The organism is Flintibacter porci (assembly GCF_041925195.1).
Taxonomy (GTDB): domain Bacteria; phylum Bacillota; class Clostridia; order Oscillospirales; family Oscillospiraceae; genus Lawsonibacter; species Lawsonibacter porci.
This window is the reverse complement of record NZ_JBHEVB010000028.1, coordinates 1-11,375: the sequence shown is the minus strand read 5'-3', so window position 1 is coordinate 11,375 and position 11,375 is coordinate 1. Positions and strand designations below refer to the sequence as shown.

General features: G+C 47.6%; 18 protein-coding genes. 1 reads left to right on the top strand and 17 read right to left on the bottom strand.

Going from position 1 to position 11,375, the window contains the following annotated elements:
- Window positions 1–155: 155 nt before the first annotated feature.
- The 11 genes from ACEVJL_RS16450 to ACEVJL_RS16400 form a co-directional block, all read right to left on the bottom strand.
- Window positions 156–404, bottom strand: coding sequence for a hypothetical protein (locus ACEVJL_RS16450; RefSeq protein ID WP_374738453.1), 249 nt, complete (start codon window positions 402–404; stop codon window positions 156–158).
- Entirely contained in the window at window positions 404–1,165 is a 762-nt protein-coding gene (locus ACEVJL_RS16445; protein ID WP_374738452.1) for a ParA family protein, read from the bottom strand. The genes ACEVJL_RS16450 and ACEVJL_RS16445 overlap by 1 nt, the downstream gene beginning before the upstream one ends.
- A 142-nt stretch (window positions 1,166–1,307) precedes the next feature.
- On the bottom strand, window positions 1,308–1,508 hold the full coding sequence (locus ACEVJL_RS16440) for a hypothetical protein (protein ID WP_374738451.1): 201 nt from the start codon (window positions 1,506–1,508) through the stop codon (window positions 1,308–1,310).
- Window position 1,509: 1 nt separating this feature from the next.
- The gene (locus ACEVJL_RS16435; RefSeq protein ID WP_374738450.1) at window positions 1,510–1,740 is read right to left on the bottom strand and encodes a DUF5348 domain-containing protein; all 231 of its coding nucleotides are present in this window, start codon (window positions 1,738–1,740) and stop codon (window positions 1,510–1,512) included.
- Window positions 1,730–1,882 (bottom strand): hypothetical protein, encoded by a 153-nt coding sequence (locus ACEVJL_RS16430; protein ID WP_374738449.1) that lies wholly within the window; start codon window positions 1,880–1,882, stop codon window positions 1,730–1,732. The genes ACEVJL_RS16435 and ACEVJL_RS16430 overlap by 11 nt, the downstream gene beginning before the upstream one ends.
- A 17-nt stretch (window positions 1,883–1,899) precedes the next feature.
- Complete coding sequence (locus ACEVJL_RS16425) at window positions 1,900–2,124, bottom strand: type II toxin-antitoxin system RelB/DinJ family antitoxin (RefSeq protein WP_374738448.1); 225 nt, start codon at window positions 2,122–2,124, stop codon at window positions 1,900–1,902.
- 11 nt (window positions 2,125–2,135) lie between these two features.
- The gene (locus ACEVJL_RS16420) at window positions 2,136–2,414 is read right to left on the bottom strand and encodes a type II toxin-antitoxin system YafQ family toxin (RefSeq protein WP_374738447.1); all 279 of its coding nucleotides are present in this window, start codon (window positions 2,412–2,414) and stop codon (window positions 2,136–2,138) included.
- On the bottom strand, window positions 2,407–2,676 hold the full coding sequence (locus tag ACEVJL_RS16415) for a type II toxin-antitoxin system RelB/DinJ family antitoxin (RefSeq protein WP_374738446.1): 270 nt from the start codon (window positions 2,674–2,676) through the stop codon (window positions 2,407–2,409). Before ACEVJL_RS16415 ends, ACEVJL_RS16420 begins: the two co-directional genes overlap by 8 nt.
- 105 nt (window positions 2,677–2,781) lie before the next feature.
- A complete protein-coding gene (locus tag ACEVJL_RS16410) occupies window positions 2,782–4,221 on the bottom strand; it encodes a hypothetical protein (protein WP_374738445.1) in 1,440 nt (479 codons plus the stop codon).
- Window positions 4,218–4,592, bottom strand: coding sequence for a hypothetical protein (locus ACEVJL_RS16405; protein WP_374738444.1), 375 nt, complete (start codon window positions 4,590–4,592; stop codon window positions 4,218–4,220). Before ACEVJL_RS16405 ends, ACEVJL_RS16410 begins: the two co-directional genes overlap by 4 nt.
- Before the next feature lie 376 nt (window positions 4,593–4,968).
- The gene (locus ACEVJL_RS16400) at window positions 4,969–5,163 is read right to left on the bottom strand and encodes a hypothetical protein (RefSeq protein WP_374738443.1); all 195 of its coding nucleotides are present in this window, start codon (window positions 5,161–5,163) and stop codon (window positions 4,969–4,971) included.
- A gap of 207 nt (window positions 5,164–5,370) precedes the next feature.
- On the opposite strand from ACEVJL_RS16400, the gene ACEVJL_RS16395 reads away from it, so the two are divergent.
- Window positions 5,371–6,057: a hypothetical protein gene (locus ACEVJL_RS16395; RefSeq protein ID WP_374738442.1), complete on the top strand. Its 687-nt coding sequence runs from the start codon at window positions 5,371–5,373 to the stop codon at window positions 6,055–6,057.
- Between the two features lie 122 nt (window positions 6,058–6,179).
- Here the strand turns inward: ACEVJL_RS16395 and ACEVJL_RS16390 are convergent, their stop codons facing one another.
- From ACEVJL_RS16390 to ACEVJL_RS16365, 6 genes are all read right to left on the bottom strand, one after another.
- Window positions 6,180–6,932, bottom strand: a complete 753-nt coding sequence (locus ACEVJL_RS16390; protein WP_374738441.1) for a hypothetical protein — start codon at window positions 6,930–6,932, stop codon at window positions 6,180–6,182.
- Between the two features lie 12 nt (window positions 6,933–6,944).
- Window positions 6,945–7,967: a hypothetical protein gene (locus ACEVJL_RS16385; protein ID WP_374738440.1), complete on the bottom strand. Its 1,023-nt coding sequence runs from the start codon at window positions 7,965–7,967 to the stop codon at window positions 6,945–6,947.
- Window positions 7,968–8,809: 842 nt separating this feature from the next.
- Entirely contained in the window at window positions 8,810–9,421 is a 612-nt protein-coding gene (locus ACEVJL_RS16380; RefSeq protein ID WP_149929504.1) for a hypothetical protein, read from the bottom strand.
- Between the two features lie 103 nt (window positions 9,422–9,524).
- A complete protein-coding gene (locus ACEVJL_RS16375) occupies window positions 9,525–9,956 on the bottom strand; it encodes a hypothetical protein (protein ID WP_343121280.1) in 432 nt (143 codons plus the stop codon).
- Between the two features lie 82 nt (window positions 9,957–10,038).
- Entirely contained in the window at window positions 10,039–10,734 is a 696-nt protein-coding gene (locus tag ACEVJL_RS16370) for a DUF4367 domain-containing protein (protein WP_343121281.1), read from the bottom strand.
- Entirely contained in the window at window positions 10,731–11,258 is a 528-nt protein-coding gene (locus ACEVJL_RS16365; RefSeq protein ID WP_374738439.1) for an RNA polymerase sigma factor, read from the bottom strand. Before ACEVJL_RS16365 ends, ACEVJL_RS16370 begins: the two co-directional genes overlap by 4 nt.
- Window positions 11,259–11,375 lie beyond the last annotated feature (117 nt).

Sequence of the window (11,375 nt, the reverse complement as noted above, 5' to 3'; positions counted from 1 at the left end):
ACAAAGCACTACACCGTGGTGATTAAACCTAAAATGACCACCTAATTACGGGTGGCCGCTGCGCCGCAAGGTGGCCGCTGGTGACCGCACCGGTGGCCGCCGAGCGCCGCAGAATGCAGATACATTAACATGTTACTTATTTTCTCTTTCAATAATCACATATATTTTTCTAATCCTTTTCGCAAGATATTATTAATTGTCTCCGTAAGGTTCTTCTCCTCATCTATTGCCATGCGCCGTAGCGCCTTGTCTATATCTCTATCCAGAAAGTACGACCGCTGCACTCGATCCTTATTCCTCCCTTTTGCAATAGGTGTCTCCCGACTACCAACCTTCAGCTCTCGGTCAGCTCCAATGATAGACTTGAACGCTGCCTCCTGGTCAAACTTCGCTTTCCCTGCCATCACCCATTAACTCCTTTCAAAAACTCCTCAATAAACGACCTGTAATCCTCTGCCACCGTGGACTTCCCCGCATAGTCAAATATATCGGCCCGGTTTGCCTGGGCCTCCTCCACGGCCACTGCAGAGCGAATATAGGTCTTGTAGATCGGCGCCGAGATATATTCACTCAGCTGCTCCGCCAGCTCCTTAATCTGCCGGCTAATATTTGCCCTGGGATTGAACCTGGTAAAGAGAATGCCCCTGATCTTCACACCAGGATTGCAATACTTCTGAACGCTGGTGACTGTCTCACTGAGCTGGGAGATCCCGGCCGTAGCGAAGATCCCGGCCGTAGTTGGAATCAGAATATCGGTGGCACAAGTGAAGGCATTTACTGTCAGCACTCCCAGGGAGGGCGGTGTGTCGATCACAATGAAGTCATAGTCGCCGGCGACCGGAGCCACGGCCTCTTTCAGCCGATGTTCTTTCCCAGTCTGGGACAGCTCTTGCTCAGCTCCGGCCAGCATGATATTCGCCGGCACAACATCATAGCCTCCCTTGGTGCGCTGCATGGCATCCTGGATGGTGGCCCCCCGTTTCATCACCTCATAGACCGTAGGTACATTGTAGCTCTCCACGCCACAGGCCGATGAGAAGTTCCCTTGGGGATCGAGATCAATGCCCAGCACCTTATACCCCTTCCCGGCCAGACCTGCAGCAAGTGCCTGGGCCGTGGTCGTCTTTCCGACGCCACCTTTCTGATTGGCTACTGCAATTATCATTTGTCACACTCCTTCTACAATTATAGGATTATAGTTTTCTATGTATCTTTATTTCTATTTTACTATATATCTATTTTTATAGCAATATAGAGATTCAGAAAACAAGAAAAAGCCGGCCTGGTTTGGCCGGCTTTTTCCATCTTTACTCCCATTGCCAGGGTGACTCAACTAAATGCACCGTGTCATCGGAATCGGCACGATAATAATAAAAGTCCGTACCAAAGGCCCGGAATCGAATGTGCCACAGGCCGCAGAACTGGATCTTCTCAATATCCTTCGCTCTGATCCCGATGGTACGCTCTACATCTTCCTTCAGCTCTTCATCCGTATAGCGGCAGTTCATATCAACCCTCCGCTCTCTCGCGTGCCCACAGGCCCACTGGAGAAACACCAGGACACCCAGGCATATACCATCCCTCGTCATTGTACTCAAAGGAGACGACCAGCCATGTTCCGCCATCGAGCCGATCCGGAAGTAGCACCTCCATTCCCTGGCCACAGTGAATGTCCCAACCATCCCAGGTCAGGCGATCACGCTCCGGCTCGTAGCCGATCTGCAACACCTTAGCTTTCATCTTTTCCCATCGCCTCCAGCTCTTCCATGGTCTTTGTAATCCCAAGGCCCGCACGCACCTGTTCAAGCCCTCTTTTCAGCTTTTCCAAATAGAAAGTGCTATCCCCTGCTCCAGAGGACTGTTCCTGCTTATGGACATTCATAAACTTCTCCCTATAGCTCAGAAACCTTCCCGTTCTTCTTGAATCTCCTGGTCACGGCCACCCTCAAAAATGTCGGAAGTGAAGCTATCCAGCTCAAAAGGGAATCTCCCCAGGCGAGCTGTTTCTTCAGCAAATAAAACGAATGCTTCTTCCAAGGTCAAACCATTTTCAGCACAAACCTTTTCTGCTTTCATTTTCAGCTCTATATCAATCTCCAGCGTTACTTCGACCAGCTCACCCATCTGACACGCTCCTAAAACAAATCGCTATGCGAACCTGTACGAATTAACTTCAAAATAAGCATATCTTGAACAATCTTATAGACCAGCAACCAATCCGGCTGTATATGACACTCTCTCATGTCTTTATAGTTCCTCGAATTGGTAAGGGCGTGATCCCGATACTTCTCTGGCAGCGGTGTTTCACTGCATAAAAGGGAAATTACCTCTTCCAGCTTTTTAGGATCACAGCCCCTTTTAACCGCCAGCTTGTAATCTTTCTTGAACTGCCCCGAAAATTCTGGTTTAAGCATTCAGAGCCTCCATCAGATCCGCCACGCTATCAAACGGGCCATACATATCCTCGTCTTTTTCTGCTGCATCCATCGCAGCATAGGTAACTTCATTAGGCTCATCCAGTCTGACGTCAAACGGCAAGCCCTGATACCGAAGTGCCTGCCTGTAAAAAATACCCGTTGCCGTACTCAAATCCATTCCGAGAGCCTTAAAAAGAGCTGCTGCCTGTCTCTTCAGATCCGGCTCAATCCGAAGTGTCGTATTTTCTTTGTTCGCCATAATATCGCTCCTTCCGTAACTGCTATTTTCTACTATCAGTATATTCAATATACATTTGCATTGCAAGCGAATATTGTTAATTTTTAATGTGTGGACATCTATAGATTACTCACCACCTAAAAGAGAGAAATCGCACACAGCTCTGGACGGGTATTCCCACCACTTTCGGATCGTCTTAGGGTCAAGGCCGGTATCCCGGTGGCAGTCGGCCTTGCGCCCCTCCGGATGCTGCTGACGCCATTCATGTACTCGCTCCTGGGCTGTCCCGCTGCCGATGGGCCGTCCATTCTTATTGCGCCAGTCCTTATTACCATTGATTTCATCACGAATCAAATTCATCAGTCTTATATGTTCACTCTGCTTACGCCAGTTTCTCTTGTTCACTGGCATAGTCAGGCCGGAGAGCTTCGCTATATCGTCCCTGGGAAATGTCACATAGTCCTCATTGAACATCTCCAGGGCGCACACCACATCATCCTTCGTGAAGCGATTGATGTCCTCCACGCTCATATCGTCATAGGGTTTCAGCAGAGAAAAGGCATCCTCCCGCAGTTCCTCTTCATCTATCCCACACTTCTTCGCATAAATCGCCAGCGTCATAATGCCATAGAATCGATGGCCAACCCGGATCTCGTCCCTGATCCGGTGCAGCCACCAATCGTAAAGATCCCGCTTGACCGTCCAGCGGCCCCGCCGCTCCTTCCTGACAATCCGCCGCTCATACCAGTCCGGGTACTTCTCCTTCGCCTCGGCCAGCGAGAGCCGACTTTTCCGCATGAGTCCCAGGAGCTTCTGCTGCTCCCCGTTGCTATCCGGGATAAACTCCAGCAGTTTTTCCAGCGTCACCTTCCCGCCGAGCCGGTAGGCCGTCACAGGGTATTCCCGACCAAGTTTGGAGCCGGAGCCAACCACCCGGAACCCCTGCAATATGCCCTGCATCTGCGGCTCCTTGATGGTGGAGGTATACCTGTTCCAGATCTGCCGGGTGAGGGAATATTTCAGCTCCTTCAAGCACTTCTGATTGTGCGGGTACATAGGAATCGGCTCCTCCAGGACATAATACAGGTGAAGCCCCGTCCCACTGTTTACGACAAAGGTTGCCTGGGGAAGAATATCCTTGTTCATCTGGTGCAGCGTGTCCCGGAGCTGGGGCATCCCCACCCCATCCAGGTCAAAGACCAGGGCATAGAGATACCGGGCATTCTTACCGCACCGCCGCCGGCCAAAATAAGACAGAGGGGACATAATGGTGAAGTCCGTATCATAGACCTCCGACAGCTCCGACAGTTCATCGGTGATGGTGTAGCGTTTGGCCTTGCCTTCCTCCTGGATCTCCAGGGCAATCCCTGCGGCCTTCGGCACCGTCACCGCAATCCCGTTTCCTTTTGCGTCCTCAAAATGACCCTTTCTCTCAAAACTACCTACCGGGAAGATCTCCCGATAGAACTCAAATGGCGTGACCGGCTCCAGGAATTTCTCCAAATGCTCATTTTTTTCTTGATACAACACCCGCAGCTGCTCCATATTATCCTGTTTATCCCTCACTCTGTACCACCACGCTCTTTCTTCAACCGCCTTTTCTCCTGAATTATCAGCTGCAAATACCTCTGACCATAGCCCTTCTGATCTGCTAAAAAATCTGCCTTTTCCTCTTCTGTCATTTCTCTGGTATTATCCTCATGATAATAAACCGTTACCGGCCCATCGGTCTGTGTCTCCCATATGTAACACGGCTGTAGCGGATCTATGGGTATCCGCCCCAAAAGCGCCCATTGCCGGACAGTCTTACTTTCTTCTGGTTTTCCTTTCCGTCTCCTAATAAACAAAGCAATCACCTCCAAAAGGAAAAGTAACAAAAAGAAAATCCGCTGCAGCGGGGAACGCCTGCGGGCGGGAGGGGGGAAAGGAGGAGCCAAAGAGCGGCCCCTCCGGGGCCTTAAAGAGAAAGTCACCTCCCCCTTTCCCCCCTGGCTCCGGCCATGGAAATGATGGAAAACCCTACGGGTTTACCACATTCCCACAGCCTCCGCCCACCCCCTATTTCCCCTCCGACTTTCTCCCTGTCCGAGAGAAAAATAAGACTATTTTTCCAGGCCCAAAAAGGCCTTTTATGGGACATATATTATCAATGAAGTTAATTCCCTATTTTCGATAAACGCAATTTGAGCTATATCCAGCCTGGTCATCCCCTGCCTCTATGGGGCATATATTATCAATGAAGTTAATTCCCTATTTTTGCTGTTATTATAGCCTGTCCTGGGCATTCTTTCAAGGTCCCTGGACAGGCTAATTTCAGACATTATCTTTCCTAACCCCAATGGGGGCCACATTGGTACGCCGCAGCACCCAGCCGCTCTCCAGGTCCCGCCAGCACCATCCACCGTCAGAATCACGCTCCAGCTCTGCCTCAATCCAGTGCCCAGCTACCTGGATCTCCAGCTGCTCCCCTTCTTTAAGCTCCCCGGCATCAAGGCCAGTCCATACCACAGTCAGGTTATGCGTTACCGCATCCTCTGCACACAGCCCCAGTTTTATCGTCTCTACCTCCTTCAGCTCGCTCGCATACTCTTAATTTTCTCCTAATGCCCTCTTTTATCACAAATTATAGAGAGGTCAACTTGACAAATTACTCAAGTAATTATATACTATCTTATGGATAAGTTTTACAAAAATACATAATGGAGGTCAGAAATAATGAGGAAGATTTTCTCTAAAATTCTTTGTTCGGCTTTAGTTGTTACAGCCATAGTATCCCTTTCCTCTATTCCCGCTCTTGCTTCCGATGTACAAACAACTGAAAAGGGCTTTATTCCTTCTGCAAATTCTACATGGGGTGACCTTTATCGTTATTTCGATCCAGACGGATTTGCTGCTTTGTCTCCGGAGGAGAAACAAATTTTTAATTCCATACTGTTAGATGATGATACTACATCTACTGGATTCATCCTCCCTGCAGAAAATGCTGATATTGCATCTACCGGATTTACCTTCCCTATTGAAAATGATGATACTACATCCACCGGATTCATCCTCCCTATAGAAAATGCTGATACTCAAGACCGTTCCATTGACTTAGGCATAACAGCTTTTAAGTTGACTGTAGATCCAACAACAGATTCTATTGATTATACCAGTAGTTTACTGAGCACAATCCCTTGTCCTAAATTGGGAATCGCAGTAACTCTTTACAACGAAGATGGCATATATGTTGACTTTAATTCAGAATCGGAAGATGATGCAATTTTTTGCAGCATAGATGATACTTTCAATGGGTTAAAAAGTAAAACAACATATACGGTACACGCATTAGCGTTGATCACACCTCCACCGAACTATGTTGCCACTCCGCAGTTCAAAACAAAGGAGTGTACAACGAAATAAAAAGCCCCAAACTTGCACCATTCCTCATTAAGAGAACTGAAAAAATATGGAGTTTTCTCGGCCAGCAGCCCATGTGTTGCTGGCCAATTTTTATGCGGCGAGATACAGCTTCTCTACCTCCTTCAGCTCACTCGCATATCCTTCGGGACAACCCCCAAGGGCCTTGTATGAACTAACACCACTTCCCAGTACCCTGCCCGATAGTTGGCCCTGAAACTCCGGTATCCCATCAGAGCCACATTCTGCTTCATAAATTCCTCGTTTTTATCCGCAGCACTCAGGAAATCCTCATAGTCACCGGCAACCCATCGTTCTATCCCTAACCTGGCAGCTTCCCACTCCCCGGTTTCTGGAAAAAACTCTTGCAGTATCAGCTTCTTTGCCTCTTTTGCTGGAAACTCTATCGAATACGGGCTTTGAATCACAGTTTCCCATAACTTCACTGCTTCCAACCTACGGTTATACTTATAGCGATAAACTTTTTCTGATGACACTACCACCACATAGCCGGAATGTTCTTTCTTGGGCTTCAGCTTTCGATCCGCATTAGCCCTTTCCCTGGCAATACGCAGCAGGTTTTCATTCAGCCCTTTCTGATAGGCGCTTTCCGCCTTCTCTTTTTCCAGCGCCTTCATCCATTTTTCTATAACCTGGTTTGCCTTTTGAACTGTCTGCTGCTCCCTGCTCTGGGAAGATCTTTTTTCTTCCTCAGCCTTTCTCTTTTCGTCCCTGGCCTTCTGTTCCGCCTGGGAGATCTCCCGCAAAAGACCATCGTACTCCTTCAGAGTCAGGATCACATGAGTACACTCCGGGTCAGCGTGGCCACTGTCCAGCTCTTTATATCCTATCATCGTCTTTTTTACGAACTCGCTCACGGCCCACCCTCCTTACAGCCCCCGGATGTAGTTGTCGGCCACGACACTGATCCGGTTATGTCCCAGGGCCTTACTGCACACCAGCATAGCAGCCTTATCCAGCTTCCTGCCGGCCTCGTCCTTCCTGCAGGTATAAACTTCACTCTGATACTTCCTGCCGGTCCCACGGTTCACCCGGTCATAAGGAATCTCCTCGATGGGGCGAGCATGGGCCTTATACATGGCCGTGGCATACTCCGCCCGATAACCATGAATGTCGGCGCTCTTGTGGACGTGCTGCCACACCTTTTCCTCGCCGGGGGTGTTCTGCATCCGCTCTATAATCTGCGCCGAATCCGGGCCGATGATGGGGCTTAGACGCGCCCTGCCGCCCTTTCCGTTGCGGACATGGGTAAAGTAGTCCCCCTCGAACAACCGGGTGTCCTGGAGCATTTCAAGCCGCTTTGTGTCAGCTGGCGTCAGCTCCGCTGCCGGCCGGCTCTCCAGCTGGGAAATCTCCGCCTCGATCTCCTCCCTGGTAACCAGGTCTTTCCCTCGCAGCTCTCCCAGTTCCGCCCGGCGCAGGCCCGTCCCCTTGCAGAACTTGATCAGCTCGTCATTATTGGTCTTTGAAAAATGCTTGTCTCTCACCCGGTCTCCGCGGCTCCGTTTGATGTCCTCCCGGTTCCGTTTTGGGGGCTTGAAGTAGTTTTCATCATCCGGAGAAATGCCGTACAGCTTTCCCATGGCCTTGGCCTCTAGCTGGACCGTCCATGCAGAAAGGCCCTGGTCCACCCTGGCCTGCAGCCACTCATTCACATATTTTTTTGCGCTCTTCAATGTAGTGCATTCCGGGTGATTTTCCTTGATGTACTTGATGAAATACTTTGTATGCTTCCAATATGACTTGTAGGTATTGAAGGAGAAGATCTTCTCCTTCTCCGTTCCGTTGGCCACCGCCTCCTTCTTGCTCTCGCCAAACGCCTGCATCCCAGTCAAGCGGTCATAGGCTTGCTGGTGAAGATCCTTGGAGTATGCCTTGTTGCGTCGGCCCATGCAGCATCCTCCTTTCTTGCAAAAACTATATAACTATAAATTTATAAAAATATATTTATAGTAAACTACTTTTCTATAACTCTATTTTTCTATTCATCATGTATTTCGTTAAAGCTAAGGCCGCCTCATGTCAGCTCCCCTCGGAGACTCGGCAATCGGCAAATACACTTTTTAGCGTCTTATGTGTGACGGTTTTGGGATTGCTCCCGACACTTTTTTGAACTGCTTATGTGTGCAGCCCCGATTTATTGAGATCTACGGCAGTTCGAGATCTGTCGGCACTTTTGTAGAGGGTGCGGCTCTCCAGGAGATCTACAGTATCCTGGCTACTATCAGAAGGTGGGTAGGGACATGATACATTTTGCTTACCCAGGCTTTCACAAAGATTACTTACTCTGGGGTCCATGGTGTGCTTTCCAGTTCACAAAGGTTACTTCGGCAAGCCCGCACACCATACAGGAGTATCAACCCTGATATGGCTTCTGTATTAGCAAACTGCTAAACCCCTGACCGGCAGCTCCCGGCCAAGACGCTCTGGGCCTAATTACTATTTACCCTCGCCCAGACGAGCATCGAATCCTGCTGCAGCACTCAGCTGACGCCGACCGCAGCCCCGCAAAATACTCTTCTAACCCATCCTCATACTACCATAAATAAACGAGGAAGTCAACAGCATACGCAGGAAAACAACCGGATAACGGTTTACCCGTTCACAGCTCTCGCAAACGGGTAAACCGTTATAGCACAAAATATCAAGGTACCATCCCTTCGTATCCTCTAAAAATAATTAGAAGCGGCAGCCAATACAATTGGCTGCCGCTTCAGTCCTTCTTAAATTGCTTTTAAATATCGAGTTCAGGAATGGTGGATGCTACACGGCAGGCGGCAGACCCCTTCATTTCTGCCTTTCCACAGGTAAAGTTGGCATAATAGGTATCCGCAGGCCACTTATTCGTACTATAAACACTTGTAGAAGTACCTGCAGCAATAGAAACGCTGGTTCCCTTCACAACGCTTCCCGTTTCGGACCCCTTCGTAATCGTGAATTTGATACTTTGGGAACCCTTGTTGTCGACCCACACCTTCGCGTGCGGATAAGAAGACGTTACTTCAATCCCCTTACTCATCTCGGTTCCGGAAAGAGAAATGCTCCATCGAGAAGTGCTTGCCCTGGTTTCGGGGGCGGTCACTACAGATTCGACCTCTTCTGGTGTAACAATCTCAAAGACGAGATCGCCAACAACAAAGAAGTCACCAGGCTCTCCTTCGATAATGATTTCTTCAGGAATCTCGTCGGAGGCAGCAAAGGTTGCATTTGTGTTGATGGCACAAGCGTGCCCAATCGCCGCAGCAGGAACATCATCCGGCTCCGATGCTGCAAAAGCAGGGAGCATAGCTACACTGGTCAATGCCGTTGCACAGATGAGACTAATTGCGATTCTTCCTTTTTTCATGTTATACCATCCTTTCACAATCAAAATAATATAGAATTTCTTCTATAACACTTTCAGATGCGGAGATTCTTCTCCGCATCCCTGCCTATAGGCAGGGATCTATTCATGCCGTCTTCCCTGTGGTGGTTATAGTTTTTGTTTCCGATTTTCCATTAATCCACACAGTTACTTCAGCTTTTGCTCGGTATGTTGTCCCCTTCTCGGCTTCTACTGATTTGCTGAGAGATGCATTCCGTCCATCTTCCTCCACACTCCAAGACTCAACAGTGACCCATTGACTTCCCCGCTGTTTTTGAATCTCCAAGATGATTTTGCTACGTTCCGCTCCACGATTTCCATTCACGCTAACACGCGCTGCTGCTTTCCCGTTTCGAATACTCAACACACACTGGGCATCTGAGATATTCTCCATATAAAAGCTGATATCCGTATCGGGATCAGGCAATTCCACAGCATAGCCTGGAATCGCCAGAGAGAACGCGCATATAATGGCACAGAAAAAGCCAAAGAACTGCTTGGGAATATACTTTCTCATAAAAACCATCTCCCTTCCCTTTCATATATTGTGACGAATGAAGAAGCAATTATGGGACAGTAATTTCAAAAATTTTTTCAATTTATTTTGTCGTTACTGTAATCCCTTTAGCCACTTGAATTAACTCATCCGAATTCATATCTCCTGTTACCATCAAAATGAAGGGCTCATCTTTCCACAACAACGTACTCCTCTCACCTTTAACAACGAGTTTTGCCTCGTTTCCGGCTATATCAACCTTAGTAGAGTCAACAAGCTCCGTATCCAAAATGATCTCATAGTCTGTTTCCTCTGTTACTAACTGTATATCTATTCTAAGCTGTTTGCCATCTAAATCTTCAAAATAAATTATTTGTCCCTGAGTTTCCTCGTCACACATTCGCTCAACCTCAGACATTCCTTCCGGTAGATATCCAAATATAATTTCCCCCATTCTTATACTTTCGTTCCAAGAAGAGAAGATTTTAAAGTGTGTCAAATCATCCATAACTTCGGTAATCATCTCAATAAATTTTTCACGGTATGCCTCTACAGTCATTAATCCCGAAAAACTAAGCATGGTTAAAACCAACACAGCTGCCGTGATCCGTTTTGCTGTAAGAAATATTTTCCTGATTCTTGGTGTACGCCGCTGATTTCGAATCAACCGCTTCATCTTCCTCTCAAATCTTTTAGAAAATATGTGTTCAGGAATTTCCTCATCCGTCGGCAGCCAGCTCAACCACAACTTTTCTGCTTTAGGTACATACTTATAAAGCTGTGAGTCTGTTATTTTCATATCTGCCCCTCATTTTTTAATGCTTGTTCTAACTTTCTTCTTGCTCGTTGAATTGTCTTCTTTACATTCTCTTTTGACATTGAAAGAATCAGCGCCATTTCATCTATAGAATATCCGTGGGAATATTTCAGAAAAAGAACCTCACGATATTTTCCTGACAGAGAGGCAATCGCTTTGGTCACTACCTCATTATCTTCTACGCTCTCAATATCCGAGCAATTTGGCACTCCTAAGTATTCCTCCTCAAAAGGCAGGACTGTTTTTCTTTGCCGTTTGCGGTACAAATCTATCGCTTTATTTTCAGTTATTGTAACGATCAATGATCTTGTTTGGGGACTCTCTACGTCTTTTATATCATCGATTATTTCAATAATTTTTAGAAAGGCATCATGCACAGTATCCTCAGAATCTCTCGTATCACCCAGAATTTTATTTGCTATATAAAACATCAGTTTTTTATATCTATTATATATAAATTCAAACTTTTGCTGACCTTCTTTGGAATCAATTATAGTAAGATACATTGCATACGGCGGTGGCCAGCGGCCACGGTTGCGGAGCTCAGCGGCCGCTGTGCGGCCTAACGGCCACCCCAATATAGACAGCTAATTGAAGTAGTTCGGAAATTCTCCATAATGATG